This window comes from Pseudoalteromonas sp. L23, assembly GCF_021728455.1.
GTDB lineage: Bacteria > Pseudomonadota > Gammaproteobacteria > Enterobacterales > Alteromonadaceae > Pseudoalteromonas.
Genome location: NZ_JAKKCW010000009.1, coordinates 94590 through 113768 on the forward strand (window position 1 = coordinate 94590; position 19179 = coordinate 113768).

General features: G+C 44.1%; 19 protein-coding genes. All 19 read right to left on the minus strand.

Features of this window, described 5'->3' with window-relative positions:
- Nucleotides 1–23 precede the first annotated feature (23 nt).
- A complete protein-coding gene (locus L3V43_RS15435) occupies nt 24–2249 on the minus strand; it encodes a chemotaxis protein CheA (RefSeq protein ID WP_010606371.1) in 2226 nt (741 codons plus the stop codon).
- A gap of 13 nt (nt 2250–2262) precedes the next feature.
- Nucleotides 2263–3039: a protein phosphatase CheZ gene (locus tag L3V43_RS15440; RefSeq protein WP_010606370.1), complete on the minus strand. Its 777-nt coding sequence runs from the start codon at nt 3037–3039 to the stop codon at nt 2263–2265.
- Between the two features lie 20 nt (nt 3040–3059).
- Nucleotides 3060–3443 carry a chemotaxis response regulator CheY gene (cheY, locus tag L3V43_RS15445; protein WP_010369104.1) on the minus strand — a complete coding sequence of 128 codons (384 nt, stop codon included), beginning with the start codon at nt 3441–3443 and terminating at the stop codon, nt 3060–3062.
- A gap of 42 nt (nt 3444–3485) precedes the next feature.
- Nucleotides 3486–4220: an RNA polymerase sigma factor FliA gene (locus tag L3V43_RS15450; RefSeq protein WP_010369105.1), complete on the minus strand. Its 735-nt coding sequence runs from the start codon at nt 4218–4220 to the stop codon at nt 3486–3488.
- A 2-nt stretch (nt 4221–4222) separates the two neighbouring features.
- The gene (locus tag L3V43_RS15455; RefSeq protein WP_010606369.1) at nt 4223–5083 is read right to left on the minus strand and encodes a MinD/ParA family protein; all 861 of its coding nucleotides are present in this window, start codon (nt 5081–5083) and stop codon (nt 4223–4225) included.
- Nucleotides 5076–6551: a flagellar biosynthesis protein FlhF gene (flhF, locus tag L3V43_RS15460; RefSeq protein ID WP_235368049.1), complete on the minus strand. Its 1476-nt coding sequence runs from the start codon at nt 6549–6551 to the stop codon at nt 5076–5078. Before flhF ends, L3V43_RS15455 begins: the two co-directional genes overlap by 8 nt.
- 19 nt (nt 6552–6570) lie before the next feature.
- A complete protein-coding gene (gene flhA, locus L3V43_RS15465; RefSeq protein ID WP_237116917.1) occupies nt 6571–8673 on the minus strand; it encodes a flagellar biosynthesis protein FlhA in 2103 nt (700 codons plus the stop codon).
- A gap of 83 nt (nt 8674–8756) precedes the next feature.
- Nucleotides 8757–9887 carry a flagellar biosynthesis protein FlhB gene (gene flhB, locus L3V43_RS15470; protein WP_237116916.1) on the minus strand — a complete coding sequence of 377 codons (1131 nt, stop codon included), beginning with the start codon at nt 9885–9887 and terminating at the stop codon, nt 8757–8759.
- A 9-nt stretch (nt 9888–9896) separates the two neighbouring features.
- Nucleotides 9897–10676: a flagellar biosynthetic protein FliR gene (gene fliR / locus L3V43_RS15475; protein WP_237116915.1), complete on the minus strand. Its 780-nt coding sequence runs from the start codon at nt 10674–10676 to the stop codon at nt 9897–9899.
- Between the two features lie 2 nt (nt 10677–10678).
- Entirely contained in the window at nt 10679–10948 is a 270-nt protein-coding gene (gene fliQ / locus L3V43_RS15480) for a flagellar biosynthesis protein FliQ (RefSeq protein WP_039492511.1), read from the minus strand.
- Nucleotide 10949: 1 nt separating this feature from the next.
- Nucleotides 10950–11687, minus strand: coding sequence for a flagellar type III secretion system pore protein FliP (fliP, locus tag L3V43_RS15485; protein ID WP_237116914.1), 738 nt, complete (start codon nt 11685–11687; stop codon nt 10950–10952).
- Nucleotides 11680–12138, minus strand: coding sequence for a flagellar biosynthetic protein FliO (gene fliO, locus L3V43_RS15490; protein ID WP_237116913.1), 459 nt, complete (start codon nt 12136–12138; stop codon nt 11680–11682). The genes fliP and fliO overlap by 8 nt, the downstream gene beginning before the upstream one ends.
- On the minus strand, nt 12138–12536 hold the full coding sequence (gene fliN / locus L3V43_RS15495) for a flagellar motor switch protein FliN (RefSeq protein WP_010369124.1): 399 nt from the start codon (nt 12534–12536) through the stop codon (nt 12138–12140). Before fliN ends, fliO begins: the two co-directional genes overlap by 1 nt.
- A gap of 72 nt (nt 12537–12608) precedes the next feature.
- Nucleotides 12609–13703, minus strand: coding sequence for a flagellar motor switch protein FliM (gene fliM / locus L3V43_RS15500; RefSeq protein WP_010606361.1), 1095 nt, complete (start codon nt 13701–13703; stop codon nt 12609–12611).
- 10 nt (nt 13704–13713) lie between these two features.
- The gene (gene fliL, locus L3V43_RS15505; protein ID WP_010606360.1) at nt 13714–14238 is read right to left on the minus strand and encodes a flagellar basal body-associated protein FliL; all 525 of its coding nucleotides are present in this window, start codon (nt 14236–14238) and stop codon (nt 13714–13716) included.
- 43 nt (nt 14239–14281) lie between these two features.
- Nucleotides 14282–16369 carry a flagellar hook-length control protein FliK gene (locus L3V43_RS15510; RefSeq protein WP_237116912.1) on the minus strand — a complete coding sequence of 696 codons (2088 nt, stop codon included), beginning with the start codon at nt 16367–16369 and terminating at the stop codon, nt 14282–14284.
- Between the two features lie 142 nt (nt 16370–16511).
- Nucleotides 16512–16958, minus strand: a complete 447-nt coding sequence (gene fliJ, locus L3V43_RS15515) for a flagellar export protein FliJ (protein WP_010369144.1) — start codon at nt 16956–16958, stop codon at nt 16512–16514.
- Entirely contained in the window at nt 16958–18289 is a 1332-nt protein-coding gene (gene fliI / locus L3V43_RS15520; RefSeq protein ID WP_017218040.1) for a flagellar protein export ATPase FliI, read from the minus strand. The genes fliJ and fliI overlap by 1 nt, the downstream gene beginning before the upstream one ends.
- A gap of 72 nt (nt 18290–18361) precedes the next feature.
- Nucleotides 18362–19177 carry a flagellar assembly protein FliH gene (gene fliH / locus L3V43_RS15525; RefSeq protein ID WP_237116911.1) on the minus strand — a complete coding sequence of 272 codons (816 nt, stop codon included), beginning with the start codon at nt 19175–19177 and terminating at the stop codon, nt 18362–18364.
- Nucleotides 19178–19179 lie beyond the last annotated feature (2 nt).

Genomic DNA, 19179 nt, shown 5'->3' on the forward strand with positions numbered 1-19179 from the left:
AATTCGAACTACGCCTAATAAAATTAGGCGTAGTGTTTTAATAAGTTGGGGACATCAAGGATTAGCGCAATACCACCATCAGATGTGATGGTCGCACCGGCCATACCTGGTGTACCTTGTAACAAAGCATCTAATGGTTTGATTACGACTTCCTCTTGGCCTATCAGAGAATCAACCACAAAACCGACTTGCTTGGTACCGATTTGAGCAATAACAACATGGCCTTCAGCCTTTCTCATGCCCCTATTAGCACCTTTTACCAACCAATGCTCAAGATAAAATAACGGGATCGCCTTTTCTCTCACTATAATAGTCAATTGACCATCAACTACATTCGTTTTAGTCAAATCTAAATGGAAGATCTCGTTCACACCGGCAAGTGGTAACGCAAACGTTTGTTCTCCGACTACCACCATCAAGGTAGGCAAAATAGCCAATGTAAGCGGCACTTTTATCTCTAATACGGTACCAACACCCAATTCTGATTGGATGTTTACCGAGCCATTCAATTGAGTGATTTTCGTTTTAACAACGTCCATCCCTACACCGCGACCAGAAATATCTGAAATTTGTTCTTTTGTTGAAAATCCAGGTGCAAAGATCAAGTTATAGGCTTCAGTATCAGACAATCGACTTGCTTGATCGGAGTCAATAACGCCTTTATTTATAGCAATTTTCTTGAGTTTTTCAGGATCCATACCGGCGCCATCATCTCGGATGGTGAGAAGAATATGATCCCCCTCTTGAGATGCTGACAACGTGACAGTCCCCATTCTTGGCTTACCCGATGCTTCGCGCACATCAGGCATTTCAATACCGTGATCCACTGAGTTTCTCACTAAGTGAACCAATGGATCTGCGAGCGCCTCAACAAGGTTTTTATCTAAATCTGTCTCTTCACCTTGTAAAACCAGGTTGATTTCTTTTTTCAAGCTACGCGCAAGGTCCCTCACCACTCGAGGGAAACGACCAAATACCTTTTTGATCGGCTGCATCCGCGTTTTCATCACAGCGCCCTGCAAGTCTGCGGTCACTACATCAAGGTTCGAAATAGCTTTACCCATGCTTTCGCTGTTGGTGTTATTCGCTAAACTAACCAAGCGGTTACGCACCAATACTAATTCGCCAACCATATTCATGATTTCATCAAGACGTTTGGTATCAACTCGCACTGTAGTCTCAGCTTGCGCAGCAGGTTTCTTTGCAGCTGCTGGCGCAGAAGCTTTTGCAGGCTCTGGCTCTTTTTGCGGGGCTGGAGTCGCAGGTTTAGCTTCAACTTTAGGCGCAGGCTTTGGAGCAGGTTTCGGAGGTGGCGCAGCTTTAGCAGGCTCAGGTTGAGCTGGCTCAGCTTCTGAGATATCTGTCGGCGATTCATCTACCGCTTTAGGAGCACTGCCTTTACCATGAAGTTCGTCAAGCAAAGCCTCAAACTCATCATCGGTAATTTCTTCATCTCCAGAGGGCACACTCGCAGCGCCTGATGACGTTGCTTTAGCCGCAGGCTCACTGGCTTGAGAAGTAGCCGCATCTTCTGCATTTGGTGCTCCACCAAATTTCCCAACCCCATGGAGTTCATCTAAGAGATTATCGAACTCGTCATCGGTGATATCGCCGTCATCTGCAGTTGACACCGTTTCAGGTTTAGCCGCCGGTGCGACAGCAGGCGCATTACCAGAGCCGTGTAACTCATCTAATAGATTTTCAAATTCTTCTTCTGTTATCTCATCAATGCTAGAGCCGCTATCATCGCCTGAATCTGCGTCCGCATCGAATAGAATATCATCCGCACTTAAATCTGGTACAACAGATTCTGGCTCTGAAACAGGTTCCTCAATCACTTCACTGACTTCGTCTTCAGATGCTGGTTGGCTGAGTTTATGGAGGGTTTCAAGCAACACAGGATCGGCAGCTTCGGGTTCCTCTCGGTTTTGAATACAAGCGAACATTTCGTTGATCGTATCCAAAGATTGCAAAATAACATCCATTAATTCTGACGTTACTTTTCGCTGCCCTTGTCTTAGTACATCAAACACGTTCTCTGCACCGTGACAGGCATCAACCAGTTCGGTCATACCGAGGAAGCCTGCTCCACCTTTAACAGTATGGAAGCCACGGAAAATCGCATTGAGAAGTTCTTTATCTTCGGGATTATTTTCTAGTTCAACAAGCTGTTCAGATAACAGTTCTAATATTTCGCCTGCTTCAACAAGAAAGTCCTGCAAGATATCTTCATCGACTTCAAAGCTCATACACACTCTCCAACTAGAAGCCTAAACTAGATAGCAAGTCATCGACTTCGTCTTGACCAGAAACCACGTCATCTCGCGATTCAGCGTCAATAATTGGACCTTCAGGTCCAGACAATTCATCACTGATAGTCTCAGTTGTTTTTATTTCGTTTTCATTCGCATTTTCTGCAACTGCAGGCGCTTCATCCGAAGTACCAAACACAGTTAGAAGGTGAATGAGACTATCTTCTACTTCTCTCACAAGCTCAATGACTCGACGGATGACCTGCCCAGTCAAATCCTGATAGTCTTGCGCCATCAGCACATTAGTCATTAAGCCTTGTAATTCGTCTGTACGTGTCTTTGAAGTCTGCATAAAGCTGTCGAGATCATGACACAGAGATTTAAACTCACCGAGTTGAATATCTCTGCTCATCAACCGATCCCAAGTAGGCTTTATTTGTGCTAACTCATCCGCAAGATTCTGCGCAAGAGGTAAGCTTTCTTCGACCGCGTCCATCGTTTTATTAGCAGCGCTTTCTGTCATTTCCATAACATAATTAAGACGCTGCTTGGCGTCAGGTATAGCCTCTGTCGTGAGATCTGAGAGTCGAGTATCCAGCTCAAAGTTCTTCAAGGACTCGTGTAATTGGCGAGTTAGCTTTCCAACTTCTGCAAATAACTCCGATTGCTCTTTGTTAGCAGCTTCTAAAATCAGCTGGTCAGCTTTTTCTTGTTCACCTTGCTCTAGTAGCTCAACAAGTTGCTTGGCTTGTTCAAGTGTAATTTGCGGCGCAGCATTTACAGACATAGGCCATATCCCCTTGCTGTTTAGCCTAGTCGCTCAAATACTTTTTCAAGCTTAGTCTTGAGCGTACCTGCAGTAAACGGTTTAACAATATATCCGTTCACCCCAGCTTGCGCTGCTGCAACAATTTGTTCTTTTTTCGCTTCTGCGGTAACCATCAACACTGGAATGTGCTTAAGCTTTTCATCTGCGCGTATTGCACGAAGCAGATCAATACCTTGCATGCCCGGCATGTTCCAATCAGTTACTACAAAGTCAAACTCCTGATTTTGTAGCATCGGAAGTGCTGTACTACCATCATCAGCTTCTTGAACATTGGTAAAGCCTAAATCTCTTAATAGGTTTTTGATTATTCTTCTCATAGTAGAGAAATCATCAACCACGAGAATCTTCATGTTCTTATCCAAAACTTCCTCCAGTGAGGTTCGAACCCAACTATTTTATGTACTCTAATTTATCCAGTCATTGATTTTAGCTTTGAGCTTTATCATTGCCTGACCGTGAATTTGGCTTACTCGAGATTCACTGACATCAAGGATGGCACCAATCTCTTTTAAATTCATTTCGTCGTTATAGTAAAGTGACAACACCAGAGCATCCCTTTCGGGTAGTGCTTTGATAGCATTTACTAAAGACTCGTTAAAACGTTCATTTTTAACGTTATTAAACGGTTTGTCTAGCGCAAAATCGCTGTTTGCTGGGGTTATCACATCTTCATCAACCCCTAGATCCTCAATGCCGATGACTTTACTTGCATTTACATCATGTAAAATATGATGGTACTCATCTAAAGATATATCAAGTTTTTCAGCGATTTCAGTGTCTTTTGGTTCGCGGCCAAGGAGAGATTCGAGCTCAGATATAGCTTCGGCTACCATTCTGCTGTTTTTATGTACGGACCGAGGGGCCCAATCTCCGCGACGGATTTCATCTAGCATTGCACCTCGGATGCGTATCCCCGCAAAGGTCTCGAAACTAGCGCCTTTAGTAGCATCGAAATTTTTAGATGCTTCAATCAATCCAATCATACCTGATTGAATTAGATCGTCGAGCTGCACACTTGCCGGAAGCCGAGCGATCAGGTGACATGCCACTTTTTTGACAAGTGGAGCATGCCTCTCGACCACTTTATGGATATGGTCAGAAGTTTGATATCCCGCAGCTCTGTTGACCGGAGAAGCCATAATCACCCGTTTACAAGTTGTTCAATGAAAAATTCTAGATGACCGGAAGGTTGATGAGGAATTGGCCATTTAACTGCCTTGGCAGCAAGTCCTTTAATTGCAACTGCTGCTGGAGAGCTCGGAAATAAATCCACGATTGCTCTTTGTCTACGAGAGGACTTACGCATGTTTTCGTCAAATGGTACTGTGGCCACTAATTCCAATGCTACATCAAGAAAACGGTCTGTAACTTTTGAAAGTTTAGCAAATAATTCTTGCCCTTCACGCATACTGCGGACCATATTGGCAACTATTTTAAAACGATAAACGCCATGCTCTCTGCTTAAAACTTTGATCAACGCATAAGCATCCGTAATAGAAGTCGGTTCATCACACACAACAACCATCACATCTTGTGCAGCTCGAGAGAAGCTCAGAACCATATCTGAGATACCAGCTGCGGTATCAACAATTAAAACATCAAATTGAGTGTTAAGCTCGCTAAATGCGCGAATAAGTCCAGCATGCTCTGCGGGAGTCAACTCCACCATGCTTTGAGAACCCGAAGTAGCTGGCACAATTTTGATACCAGCGGGACCTTCTACGAGAATCTCATCTAGTTCACATTCACCCGACAACACATGTGAAAGGTTCTTTTCTACTCGGAGCCCTAACATCACATCACAGTTTGCCAAGCCCAAGTCCGCATCTAAAACGAGAACTCGCTGTCCTTGTTGGCCCATAGCGATGGCAGTATTGAGCGAGACATTGGTTTTACCCACCCCACCTTTACCACCGGTCACGGCTATTACTTTTACACCCTGGTTGCTATTTTGACTCATTCTACGCAGGCCACTTGCTTGATCTAAAACTGTGTTAATCATACATTCCTACTGACTCTGACGCTACAGGTACACGTCGAGAGTGCTGTGCTTTTATTCTTTTTAAATACAATTGCTCAGCCTTTTTTACTAGCTTTTGAGCATTTGCTACGCGAATGTCTTCTGGCACTCGCTGACCGTTGGTAAGATACCCTATTGGCAAGCGATTTTGAATCGCTATGCTAATTATCTCACCTAAACTTAGACTTTCATCAAGTTTTGTGAAAATACAGCCACTTAAATTTACTTTTTTGAAGTGTCTTACTGTTTCTTGTAACACATTCATCTGTGCTGTCGCACTCAACACTAAATAGCTACGAATATCTACTCTCGCGCTACGCATAAGTGTATTTAACTGTTCAGTTAAGCGCAAATCTCTTTGACTCATTCCCGCCGTATCTATTAATACTAGACGCTTATTGCGTAAATGATAAAGCACTTCTGCAAGTTCATTTGCATCTTTAACTTGTTTAACCGGACAACCGATGATTCTACCATAGGTAGCTAGTTGCTCGTAAGCGCCAATTCTATAGGTATCGGTGGTTATTAGCGCCACTTTATCTGCACCGTATTTTTGTGCGCCTAATGCCGCTAATTTTGCAACCGTTGTGGTTTTGCCAACACCTGTTGGACCAACCATTGCAAATACGCCACCTTGACGAAGAATATCATTGTTGGTGGTGTGCATTTGGTTAATTACCATATTCAACAGCGCGTCCCAAGCTTCTTTACGAGACACATCATCAGGGATAAAACATGCCATTTGCTCTGCAACGTCTTTGTCTATGCCCATTCCTTCCAGACGATCTACAAGGCACGCACGGGTTGGATCGCGACGAGCCATTTCTTGTTTCATTAGACCAGATACTTGATGTTCAAGTAATTGACGAATAGCGTTCATTTCTTCGCGCATTGCACTCATTTCGTCAGGCTTGGCATTTAACTCAGGTAAATCATCACCAAAACCGTTGTCTAATTCATCAGACTCGATCCACTGCTGTGGTTGCTCAAATCCATCATCATCAAAGTCAAAAGATTGGCGACGAGCTTGCTGTGGCTTCGCTTGGTGCGCCGGCGCAGCAGTTTGTGTTTTACGTTGGCTGCTTAACATTTGCTCTGTATCAATCCCCGACTGGGAGAACATAGAAGCAAGTTCTGGTGAGCGAGGACGCGGCGCTTGACGCTCTAGCAATGCCGCTAAGCTATCGGCAACTTGCGCTTGTTTTGCTGGCTGTGCTTGGCGAGGCTCTGGACGGACAAAGCGGGTCGGAGCCTCGTTTGAGGCAGTCGCACGGGCAGCTGGAGCTTGCTTAACAGGTGCAGCAGCACGGTCATTATCAACTGCTGCGACGATTTCAACACCATCTGCTAACTTTTTGTTAGACATGATGACAGCATCAGCACCAAGCTCTTCTTTTACTTCATTTAAAGCCGTACGCATATCTTTTGCGAAGAAACGTTTAATTTTCATGTTACAGCCCCTTTATCCTCTATTGTCCAACCGAGCTCACTATCTTAATTTGTCTTTCTTCCGGCACTTCTTGATATGACATCACTCGAAGACCTGGAATTGTATGTTTAACAAATCGAGACAGTACACTTCTTAACATACCTGAGGTTAATAAGATGGACGGCTCCCCTAGCATTTCTTGGTTGTGATGTGCTTCTCTTAATGATTCTTGAAGCCTCTCAGCCAAGCCAGGTTCAATACCTGCCCCCTCATCACCTGCGTTCTGAAGTGACTGATGCAACATCTGTTCCAACTCAGGCGCCAATGTTATGACAGGAATCTCTTCTTCGCTTCCAACGGCATCTTGAACAATCAATCTGCGTAATGAAATTCTTACCGCAGCCGTTAATACATCAGGGTCTTGGCTACGTGGTCCGTACTCAACTAAGGTTTGTACAATCGAGCGCATATCTCGAATTGCAACGCCTTCATTAAGCAGATTTTGTAGTACTTTTACTACGGTAGTGAGTGGTAAAATATCAGGCACTAAGCCTTCAACTAATCTAGGGTGACTTTTCGCAAGCATGTCTAATAGATTTTGAACTTCTTCATGACCAAGCAATAGTGACGCATTATTCGTCAATAATTGACTAATGTGTGTTGCCACCACAGTTGCAGCATCTACTACTGTATAGCCAAGTGAATGCGCTTCATCTTTTTGATCTGGTTTAATCCATACTGCATCTAAGCCAAATGCAGGGTCTTTAGTCTCTATGCCTTTAATCGGCCCAAACACCTGCCCTGGGTTAATTGCGAGCTCATCGCCATGCTTCAACTCACCGGTTCCTGAGCCAACTCCCATTAAAGTAATATTGTATGCATTTGGATCTAATTCTAGGTTATCGCGAATATGTACCGGCGGTACTAAAAAGCCCAGTTCCTGAGATAGCTTTTTACGCACCCCTTTAATACGACTGAGAAGCTCCCCGCCTTGGGCTTGGTCAACTAGAGGGATTAGGCGATAACCTACCTCTAAACCAATCACATCAACAGGTTGTACATCATCCCAACCAAGCTCTTTTTGATCTTGTTGATGGCCTCCTTTGGTAGCAGGTCCTTTGGCAGCTTGTTCCGCCTTTTCGATTTCCGCCTTTTTCTTTTGCTGACTTGTGTAATAGGCTATATAGCCAAGTAATACACCTAACCCTAAGAAGGCAACATGTGGCATGCCAGGAACGAGTCCCATGGTGATCAAAATACCTGAAGCAATAGCCAGCGATTTTTCATTACCCAGTTGGTTTTTAAACTGATCGCCCATGTTGTGCGATTCATTTTGACGCGTTACGACAATTGCAGTACCAATTGAGAGTAAAAGAGAAGGAATTTGCGCGACCAGACCGTCACCAATCGTCAGCATGGTATAAACTTCCATCGCGTGACCAAAGCTTAAATCATGCTGGATCATCCCAACGAAAAGGCCACCTATTATATTAATAGCAAGGATCACGATACCTGCGATAGCATCACCTTTAACGAATTTACTTGCACCGTCCATTGAACCGTAAAAATCGGCTTCTCGAGTCACTTCTTCACGACGGGATCTAGCGTCATCTGCAGAGATAAAACCGGCATTTAAGTCCGCATCAATGGCCATTTGCTTACCTGGCATAGCATCAAGGGTGAAACGCGCAGACACCTCAGAAATACGGCCCGCACCTTTGGTAATTACGACAAAGTTAATAATAATAAGGATAAGGAATACAACTAAACCGACAGCGTAGTTGCCACCAATAACAACACTACCAAAGGCTTCGATCACCTTACCTGCCGCATCACCACCATTATGACCTTCAAGTAATACGACGCGAGTACTCGCTACGTTTAGTGCCAATCGCATGATAGTCGCGATCAGTAGTACCGCCGGAAACATACCAAATTCAAGTGGCTTCAAGGTATAAACAGTCACCAATAGCACCACAAGTGCCAATGCAATGTTGAAGGAAAATAGAATATCAAGCAAAAAAGGAGGTAGCGGCAGAATAACCATGCCAAGTGCTGCAAGCACCAACAATGGAGTACCCACACCTTTAGCATATTCTTTTTTATCTCGATTGAGTTGTTGTAAAACCGCTTTAAATTCCATAACTTAACACAAGCAAAAAATTGACACATAGCAACAAATGCAATATGCGTTCCAATTAATAGCTTATTTTTATAAGAGCAATTTTAGTGCTTCAAGTCGTCTGGGATTGGTAAATCTCGAGTAAGTGCAACGGGTCTTTTCCCTTTGCCCTTTTGAAAACGATTTAGCTGAAATACATAGGCAAGTACCTGTGCAACCGCGGTAAACAATTGTTCAGGGATTTGATCACCTACTTCGGTTGTATGATAAAGTGAACGAGTCAATACAGGTGACTCCACAATCGGTACTTCATTTCCTTTGGCTATTTTTCTAATTTGCATCGCAAGCTCATCAACCCCTTTTGCAATAACAATAGGCGCCCCCGCTCGTTCAGTATCGTATTTAAGCGCAACCGAATAGTGAGTGGGGTTAGTCACAACAACATCGGCATCGGGTACATCTTGCATCATACGTCGTTGCGACATTTCTCTTTGCGTGCGGCGGATCCGCGCTTTTATTTGCGGATCACCTTCTGAGTTTTTATATTCATCCTTGACTTCCTGTAGCGTCATTTTAAGCTGTTTATGGTGATTGTAGCTTTGATAAGGGGCATCAATCGCTGAAATAATGATCATGGTGCAACTAAGTGCTAAGAACATCCACGCAATGATTTCTAACGCATGCTCTATACTCGATGGGATTTGTTCAATACTCAAGTGCAATATTTCATTAAAATACATATTGATAAGCAAGATTGCAAAACCTGCTACCAATACAAACTTAAGAACTGACTTCAATAACTCAATGGCCGCTTGTGGGCCCAACATTCGCTTCAGTCCCTTCATAGGTGACATTTTACTTGCTTTAGGTGCGGCCGCTTGCCAAGAAAAGTTAAAGCCACCGAGTAACGTATTCCCCACTATTCCAGCAATTGCGATAATAAAAACGAACATAGCCATTGGGAATAACAGCTCAGCGCCAATATCCCCCCACACAGCAAACATTTTGGTTGTATCGTAGGTTTCATTGCGATTAAGCGACAACATTCGCCCCATCACGTTGTAAAGCGCCTTCCCTATACCAGGACCATACAAAAGTAGCGCTATTGCAGAAAACAATAACACAAACGTCGTGCCGAGTTCTTTTGAACGGGCTATTTGGCCCTTCTTCCTAGCATCGTCTATTTTCTTGGAGGTGGGTTCTTCGGTGCGTTCTTGACCGGAATCTTCTGCCATTTCAAACTCCTATACCGTGCAACCAATTAGATCGCACATCAGCTCTGTCATTTTGAGCCATTGAAATTCAAATTGTGCTAAAAAATTACCCAATGTCGCCCAAATAATGGTAAGCCCTGCAACTAAGGTAAAAGCAAACCCCACAGAGAAAATATTCATCTGAGGTGCAGCTCTGGTCATGATCCCAAACGAGATATTGATAACCAACATTGCCGTTAACGGAGCTAACGCAAGAGCCAGTGCCGTAGAAAACATCCAGCCCCCCCAATTAACGATTCTCCAGAAATTATCTACCGCCCACCAATTACCTGCAATGGGAAAGCTTTCAAAACTATACACAACCATTTGGATCATCATCAGATGGCCGTTATAAACAAAAAACAGTAATGTCGCTAATATTAAATAGAACTGACCGACAGCAGGTACACTCAACCCATTGGCCGGATCTACAACAGATGCGAAACCAAGACCGGTTTGCATAGCAAGGATTTGACCCGCAATGATAAAAGTATTCAGAAGTAGCAATGAACCAAACCCAATAGCTACCCCAGTGACCATTTCTTGAATAACAACTAAAATCATCGAAAAGGAGAACAAATCGATAAATTCTGATTTGGGCAAAACGGGGACCACGGCAAAAGTGACGACCACGGCGAGTGCAAACTTAATTCGGGCAGGTACACTCTGTGCTCCAAGCCCCGCCATTACCATCATCATTGAACTTATCCGCACCAGTGGAAGTACAAAATCACTTAGCCACTGCATGATTACCGCAAAGGTGAACTCCATGATTAGCCTGCAATTTCAGGGATGCGCATCACCAAAGAGGTAAAATAGTCCATTAGTTCTTGAGTGAGCCAATGGCCGCCAATGATCAGCGCAAGGATAGTAATAATGAGACGAGGTAAAAAGCTTAATGTTTGTTCATTAATCGATGTTGCTGCTTGAAACACAGCAACAACTAAACCAACTAGAAGCCCAGGTACCACAATCGCCGCCACCAGCTTGATGACTAAAAACAATGCATCACTTAAGATATCAACAAAGACTTCTGGTTCCACATTACACCCCCAATCCGAAGCTTCTGGCCAGTGTACCCATGACCAAACTCCAACCATCGACGAGCACAAAAAGCATAATCTTAAACGGCAAGGAAACTATCATTGGAGATAACATCATCATACCCATGGCCATCAAGACACTGGCTACGACTAAGTCGACTATCAAAAATGGAATAAAGAACATAAAGCCGATAATAAAAGCCGTTTGCAGCTCGGATGTAACGAAAGCCGGAATAATAACGATAAACGGCGTATCCTCAGGGCTATCAAGCTTGTCATAGCCCGCTATTTTAGCAAAGGTTTCCAGGTCTTTAATTCGGGTTTGTGACAACATGAAAGCTTTCATGGGTTCTTTGGCACGTTCAAGTGCTTGGATTGATGTGATTTCTTCTTTTATATATGGCTGCACCGCTTCATCATTTATCTGCGAAAATATAGGTGCCATTATAAATAGCGTCAAAAACAACGATAAACCGAGTAAAATTTGATTCGATGGCGATTGCTGTAGACCAATCGCTTGTCTCAAAATCGCAAGTACAACAATTATTCGAGTAAACGAAGTCATCATGATAACAGCGGCTGGAATAAAACTCAGCGCAGTCATTATGCCTAACACTTGGAGTGTTACTGAGTACTCTTGCGAGCCATCAGGGTTTGTTGTAACGTTTATTGCTTCTATCCCTTCTGCAGAAGCTACCCCAGAAAACAGTAATAAACAGAGTATCAGCAATCTAGTCATGGCTTTTCTTATTTTGGTTATTGGCTACTTGCCCTTTTCCCGTTAAAAACTTTTGTAGCTCATTTGCAAATGGCGTTCGGCTAACATCATCCAGTGGTGTTTCTAGCTGATATAAATAATTGATATTATTTGGTGTTACTCCGAGTAAATGCTGTTTATCATCCAACTCTACAACCAGCAAGCGTTCTTTCGTACCGAGCGATATACTGCGGATCACCTTAAAGTCCTGTTGGTTTACGATGTTGGGATTTAAACGCTTCAGCACAAATGCTAACCCCAGAATAAGTACGATCACCAACACCAAGGACAATCCCATGGAGAGTAGTTCCGAGCTTAACCCCGCAGTACCTGCCCCTACAGAAGACTTAGGTACTACTCCTGAAGTCGTTGCAACGGCAGCACTCGCGTATGAAGCGAAGCCACACAAAGCTATACAGCCCCCCCAGCGCATTAACGTAGCTTTTTAATACGCTCAACCTGACTAATAACGTCCGTTAAGCGAATACCAAACTTGTCGTTTACTACAACTACTTCACCGTGTGCAATCAACGTACCGTTAACAAGTACATCTAGCGGTTCACCAGCTACTCGATCCAGCTCAACAACAGAGCCCTGATTTAGCTGTAATAAGTTACGAATATTAATTTTAGAGCGGCCAACTTCCATCGAAATGGTAACTGGAATGTCTAAAATGGTATCGAGTTTACGTTTTTCATCTGACGATAATGCAGGCGCTGAATCTTTGAGTTCATCTAACTCTGCAACTTCTGGCTCACTGCCACCTTCGGCACCTTCGGCTTCAGCTAGTGCTGCCGCCCATTCGTCCATAGTATCTTGATCATCGCTCATTGGATTACTACCTGATTAAGTTAATTTGTTGTCCATAATTAGTCTCATGACGTTGCTTATACAACCTCACGACTACCAATCTAAATCCACACCTTCGGAAAGATGCAGATCTTCTTCTAATTCTGCCAGCTCAGCATCTGAATCGAGTTTTTTACCACCTTTGGTAAACACATGAAGCTCAGACTTCACTGATTCTGGCCGTTTAATTTTTTCACTGATCTGTAAAGCAACATTGTCACGAGAACGACCCATTTTAGCTCTGAAGGTTGGCAGCTCTTCTACAAATACGGTGACATGCTCTGGCATTTCCACAGGAATAACATCACCAGCTTGAAGTTTCATTATTTGCTCAAGTGATAAGTCAACTTCCAGTAACTGGGAAGAAATCTCAACTTCAACATCCATAATCTCATCACGAAGCGCTTTACTCCAACGCAGATCGGTATCTTCAGTATCTGATTGAACACCGGCATCGAGTAACTCTCGAATAGGTTCCAACATAGAGTAAGGCAATGAAATATGGAAATCGCCCCCTCCACCATCTAATTCAATATGAAAAGAGCTAATCACTACCACTTCAGTTGGCGATACAATATTCGCCATCGCGGGGTTAACCTCGGAGTCAAGATATTCAAACGACACATCCATAACCGGTGCCCAGGCTTCTTTATAATCTTCAAAGATGATCTTAAGTAGCATCTGTACGATACGACGTTCTGTTGGTGTAAACTCACGCCCCTCGATCTTGGCATGATAACGACCATCTCCACCAAAAAAGTTGTCTACAAGGATAAAAACCAACCGGGCTTCCATGGTTATCAGGCCAGTACCTTTTAGTGGCCTAAAGCGCACCATATTCAAGCTGGTAGGAACGAATAGAGTATGAATATACTCGCCAAACTTAAGCATTTGCACACCATTGATAGACACTTCAGCGGTGCGGCGCATCATGTTGAAAAGGCTTATCCGCATATGGCGGGCAAATCGTTCATTAACGATTTCAAGCGTCGGCATCCGCCCACGCACAATCCTATCTTGAGACGAAAAGTCATACTGTAAGGCACCAGCGCCTTCGCCGTCACCACTATCACCGATTTCGTCTTCTTCGACTTCATCTACACCATGGAGTAGCGCATCAATTTCGTCTTGGGATAATAAATCGCTCACAAATACTACCTTATTGCATTACAAAGCCAGTAAACAACACACGCTCGATTACTTTGCTACCTTCAACCCCTTCCATCGCAGCTTGGACTTTATCTAGCGCCGTTAAGCGCAAAGTTTCTTTACCTGCACTTGTGCTTAACTCATCAGCGGTAGTCGTTGAAAACACGCTAAGTAAAGTACCTTCAATCAAGGGAATATGCTTCTTTGCTACTTCTTCATTAACATCACCGCGAACCAGCAGCTGAACTTTAATTTGCACAATTCTATCGCGACTTGCACCAGGTACATTGAAAACAAAGGGACGGGGCATGGCAACGTACAGTGCACTCCCCATTTGCGCAGCGCTACCTTGCTCCGCTTTAACTTCGCTTGCTGTCGTTTCTTCTGCTAAGGATTCTTCTGGCGCATCTGAGCCTGAAAATAAGAAAAATCCTGCGACACCGCCGAGCACCAATACCGCAGCGACAATAATGATAATCAGCTTTTTCTTGGAACCACCCGTTTCTTCTATTTCTAAGTCGGTTTCTTCAGCCATAGCAAGCCCTTATGATCTTTATTAATTACAATAATAGCAGGTGTTAGGCATAGTAATCTATTGCAGAATCAGTATTTCTCTTTTGTGATGGTTGTGGATTGTCAGAAACCCCCGATTCATCACCTAGAGTTTGCTGTCCACTCGTATTGCCACCAGCAGTTTGCGACTCTGATTCAGTATTTCCACCTTGCTGATGTGATATTTGGCTGTCACCCAGTTCAATACCCTGCTCAGCTAACATTTCTCTTAGTCTTGGCAGTGATTGCTCTAGCAATTCTTTAGCTTGCTGATTTTGCACCACAATATTCACTTGAGCCTGCTCTGCATCGCTTTTTATTCGAATTTGCATCGCCCCAAGCTCTGGCGGGTCTAAGCGAATCTCAGCTTCCTTATTGTTAAGGTTAAGCATCAACCCTACCCGTTGATGCAGCTCTTTAGCGGCATCTTGACGTGCTATGTTAATCGCCTGCTGAAGATTAGCATCTGTCGCTTGCTTTGTCTGTGTTGTGCTTTGGTTTGTTGGCTGAGACTGTTGAATTTGCTGAACTTCTTTCAGTGTTTGGTTTAGTGAGCTAGTGTCTTGCGATACACTTACAGGACTTGCTTCAGGCTTAACTTGATTTGGTATCGCTGCCGCAGTATTAGCCGATTGACGCTCATTTTTAACCGCCTCTTTCGCGATGCTTGCTTCCGCTTGCATCAGCTTACTATTTTCTTTATCAACTACCTTTTCACTTATTTGCTTTTCTAAGTTCTGTCTTTCTGAACTTTGCTTCTCTACTGCTAACTTTTCATCGCTAGTCAATTTATTCACAGCTATATTTTTTTCAGCACGTTCACCCTCTTTAACTACCACGGCCTGCTGCTCACTATTGTTAGACTTTTCTTGCGCGCTATTTACATTAAAAGACGCTTGGGTAGTATCTTTAACATCCGTAGCAGCTTCTTGCGGGGTGTTTGTTGAAGTTTGTGTTACGACAGAGGATGGCACAAATGCTTTAAATTGCTGTACATTTGCGATATCAACACCTTTACCAATTAATTGAGCTACGGCTTTTTGTACACTTGGCGACGCATCATAAATATCCAGCTTGCCAGCCATCACGGCTTTTAATTCTTGTTGTTGCTGTACGGTCAACTTTTCTACCATGGTTTGCACATCTGTAGTGCTTTTTGTACTTACTGCGTTTTTGTCTTTCGCGGTTTGTGTACTCGCCTCAGAAATGATTTGCTTTGTTTCTGATTGCTTAGCTTCAGATGAGGAAACAGATTGAGCAAGCTCTGATTTCTTAGCGGCTAAGAGTTCTTTCTGTTGCGCGGTTTCAGACTCACTTTCAACTTGAGACTCGACTGGCTTATTAGCGCTTGGATCCCGTTTTTCTATGTTTGTATTGGTAACCAAGGCTTGAGTGCTAGTATCCTTTTGCAACTTAGGCTGTAATGTTTGTTCTTTAGCTTCTGAACTGTCATTCAATAACGAAGGTTTAGCAACCTCACCTTCTGAGTCTTGGCTGTCCAAAGAAGTTGCCTGCTGTAATAACGAGGTTGTCTTAGTGCCGGCGTTTTCAGTTTGGCCTTTCCCCCCCCGAATGAGTGGACTGGCTTCGTCTTGTAGCTGCTCCTGAGATAATGCACTATCGCTAGCTACAACCTCTTCATCAGTCAAAGAAGCATTGCCCAATGCTTCTTTGACTGATTGCGCAATTGCTGTTGGGGTTTGGCTCAATGAAGTGCTCTGCTGTTTTGCAGCGTTGATCTGAGCATATAAATCATTATCCGGGGGATCAGGAAGCGGTTTGTCCGCAACTACCAGGCCTTTGTCAGTGTAGCTAACAGTAGAAGTTGGTACTTCCCCTTGCAGCTTAGAGGAAGAGGCTTGTGCTTTACTATCTGACTGCGGAGCATCATCTGATGCTACTTCGCTATCTATTGGCGCATCCAGCTCTGAGGTTACAGGATCTGCAGACTCTTTTACCTGCTTGTTTGCACTCTCTTGCTCGGCTAACTCAGCCATTAAAGCACTAAACCCAGAGCTGTCCTCAGAACCCTCAGCATCTGTCTCTTGGGATTTTTCTTTAATATCAACCTCGTTACTGCCTCGTTGCAGCATGGATGCAAGCATTAGATTCATCTTAAAGCTACCTCATAAAGTGGCAATGTCCTGCCGTTGTAATACACCGTTAAAAACCAACACTATGAATATTCGTGACTTTTACGAGTGAACTACCTAAATAATAAAACGCTAATTATTAGGAAGCATATTTCGAGCCAATTTACCAAGCACGCTCTCTTCGCACAAACTGATTCGTTGCAAACTCATCAAGCATCTTTTGCTCTGCTTTGGCAAGACGAGTTTGCTTCGCGAGGGCTTGCTTCTCGATAAGCTTTTCAATTGCCTTCGTTTTAGCCTGCTGTGCTAGCCATAGCTTGCGGCGTTGTTCAACCACCTGCTTCGCGGTGTTGACCGTTTTTGCTTGCTGATCAATAGCCTGCTCAATCTTATTAATAAAGTTATGGTATTGATTGAAACCGCCACTAGACAGACCAACTTGTGCTTTACTATGAAGCTGCATGCTGTATTCCAGACGGAAATCGTTTAGTCCCGATAACCGTTGTTGGTTTGTTGCTAAGTGCTGCTGCGCTTGAACAAAATTCGCTCGAAGGTTATCTTCTTTGTCTTTTTCTAGCTTAAGCAATAAAGTCAGTTTGTTATTTGCCATTATGCTTGTCCTAGTAGCTTAGCGAGGCCTTGTAAACACTCGTCATAATTGATCACGTCTTTCATGCCTTGCTGAAGGAAGTTATTCACAGCAGGCATCATGTTTATCGCCTGATCTAGCATCTGGTCACTTCCGCGTTGATAAGCACCTAAGGTGATCATGTCTTTATTTTGCTGGTACATTGAATAGACTTGCTTGAGCACTCTGGCTTGCTGCATGTGTGCCTCTGACACCACTTGCGGCATGACTCGACTAATGGACTTTTCAATATCTATCGCTGGATAATGACCACTATCGGCAAGCTCTCGTGATAACACAATATGACCATCCAAAATAGCTCGCGCGGCATCGGCAATAGGGTCTTGCATATCATCACCTTCACTCAATACCGTAAAGAATGCGGTAATTGAGCCTTGTCCCTCACCACCATTACCTGCGCGCTCAACCAACGCTGGGAGCTTTGCAAACACGGAAGGCGGATACCCTTTTGTGGCTGGCGGCTCGCCTACAGCAAGCGCTATCTCACGTTGTGCCATGGCATAGCGCGTCACCGAATCCAGTAACAACAGTACATTTAACCCTTGATCGCGAAAATACTCCGCAATAGTCACAGCACTCTCACAGCCTTTTAAGCGCATCAGCGGTGAGGCATCGGCGGGAGCGGCAACCACTACGGAGCGGCGTCTACCCTCGACTCCCAAAATCTCATCGATAAATTCTTTCACCTCACGACCACGCTCACCGACCAAGCCAACGACAATAACATCCGCTTCACTGCCTCGTGTCATCATGCCAAGCAGTACCGATTTACCCACACCACTCCCTGCAAACAGCCCCATACGTTGGCCTTGACCCACTGTCACGATCGAATTTATCGCGCGCACACCTACATCCATTGGTGAGTCGATTGGACGCCTTGCAAGTGGGTTAATGGGCGCTGCGGCAAATTTTAGATGCTTCTCAGCGTCAATGGCACCAAGACCATCTAGTGGCCTACCAAGTCCGTCAACCACGCGGCCAAGTAGACCCATTCCGACAGGTAATCCAGCATCCTTAACTTTTGGGATCACTCGCGCTCCAGGAAGGACGCCTGTAATATGGTCGTTTGGCATAAGATAAAGCGTTTCTTGATTGAAACCGATGACTTCTGCATCAATAAAGCCGCCCAGCGTCTCGATTTTACATTGACTGCCGACGGGAGCACTTAGCCCCCTAGCTTCAAGGGTGAGGCCAACCACACGGGTGAGGCTGCCTGCAACCGCAACCCCATATGGTTTGATAAATTTCTGATACTTACTGATGCGCTCGCTCATAGCAGCAGATGTCGACATGTTCGCAATTACCTTAGGAAGGCATCGTTATCCTGATTTGATTGCTTCGCTTATCTAGATAACAGTGCAATATTATTGGTTTATACCGCTATCTTGCAAAAATGATTCCAACACTTCGCTAATACGGTTTTTAAGCGTCATATCAATGGATGACTGTGGCGTTTTCACCTCACAGCCACCTCTGTCCAACGTCGGCTCTGGAAGTAACTGCCAATGCTGTGATTGTATATGTTCTTCGCCGTACATGGCTTGCACTAAGGCTAAATCTTCGGGGTGAAGATGGATGCGTACTGTTTGCTCTTTGACAGGCAACGCATCCATCGCTTTTTTCAACGCGTTTAAAATAAGTTCAGGTGTGGTCTTGAGCTCTTTAAAAATAACCTGCTCTGCCAATAAATTGACGAGTAAAATAAGCTGTTTCTCACACTCATCATCAACCTTTTTCAGTGGCGTTTGCATGCCATCTAAAATAGTGGATAGCGCTTTCATCCTTTCTTCAATGAGAGGTTGTGCTTCCTCAAGTCCCTTTTCTTTACCTATTTCTACGCCTTCTTTATAACCGGCTTCTTTACCTTCAGAAACTCCTTTGTCAAAGCCTTCAATATAGCCTTGTTCGTGGCCTTGCTTTATTCCTTCGTCGTAGGCATCCTGACGGATCTGCTCTAATTCTTCAATGGTCAAAGTAGGAAATTCAGGCTCTTGCGGCTCAGGTTCTGCGCTCACCTCTCTCTTAGTATACAACTCTTCCAAAGGCGTACCGAAGGCCGTAGAACGACCACGGTATTTTTCGGGCTTATCCGTAACATCTGGAATGGGCCAGTTTTCTAATAACTCATCCAGCGCATCGGTACTGACTGGGTGGCCTTTATACAACTTTTTATCGACCATGG

Coding starts and splice junctions, on each gene's coding strand:
- flhF (WP_235368049.1), bottom strand. CDS start 6,551: ATGAAAATTAAACGTTTCTTCGCAAAAGATATGCGTACGGCTTTAAAT.
- flhA (WP_237116917.1), bottom strand. CDS start 8,673: ATGGAATTTAAAGCGGTTTTACAACAACTCAATCGAGATAAAAAAGAA.
- fliP (WP_237116914.1), bottom strand. CDS start 11,687: ATGACTAGATTGCTGATACTCTGTTTATTACTGTTTTCTGGGGTAGCT.
- L3V43_RS15510 (WP_237116912.1), bottom strand. CDS start 16,369: ATGAATCTAATGCTTGCATCCATGCTGCAACGAGGCAGTAACGAGGTT.
- fliL (WP_010606360.1), bottom strand. CDS start 14,238: ATGGCTGAAGAAACCGACTTAGAAATAGAAGAAACGGGTGGTTCCAAG.
- flhB (WP_237116916.1), bottom strand. CDS start 9,887: ATGGCAGAAGATTCCGGTCAAGAACGCACCGAAGAACCCACCTCCAAG.
- fliR (WP_237116915.1), bottom strand. CDS start 10,676: ATGGAGTTCACCTTTGCGGTAATCATGCAGTGGCTAAGTGATTTTGTA.
- fliO (WP_237116913.1), bottom strand. CDS start 12,138: ATGCGCTGGGGGGGCTGTATAGCTTTGTGTGGCTTCGCTTCATACGCG.
- L3V43_RS15450 (WP_010369105.1), bottom strand. CDS start 4,220: ATGGCTTCTCCGGTCAACAGAGCTGCGGGATATCAAACTTCTGACCAT.
- fliJ (WP_010369144.1), bottom strand. CDS start 16,958: ATGGCAAATAACAAACTGACTTTATTGCTTAAGCTAGAAAAAGACAAA.
- fliN (WP_010369124.1), bottom strand. CDS start 12,536: ATGAGCGATGATCAAGATACTATGGACGAATGGGCGGCAGCACTAGCT.
- fliH (WP_237116911.1), bottom strand. CDS start 19,177: ATGGTCGATAAAAAGTTGTATAAAGGCCACCCAGTCAGTACCGATGCG.
- L3V43_RS15440 (WP_010606370.1), bottom strand. CDS start 3,039: ATGTCTGTAAATGCTGCGCCGCAAATTACACTTGAACAAGCCAAGCAA.
- L3V43_RS15435 (WP_010606371.1), bottom strand. CDS start 2,249: ATGAGCTTTGAAGTCGATGAAGATATCTTGCAGGACTTTCTTGTTGAA.
- fliI (WP_017218040.1), bottom strand. CDS start 18,289: ATGTCGACATCTGCTGCTATGAGCGAGCGCATCAGTAAGTATCAGAAA.
- L3V43_RS15455 (WP_010606369.1), bottom strand. CDS start 5,083: ATGATTAACACAGTTTTAGATCAAGCAAGTGGCCTGCGTAGAATGAGT.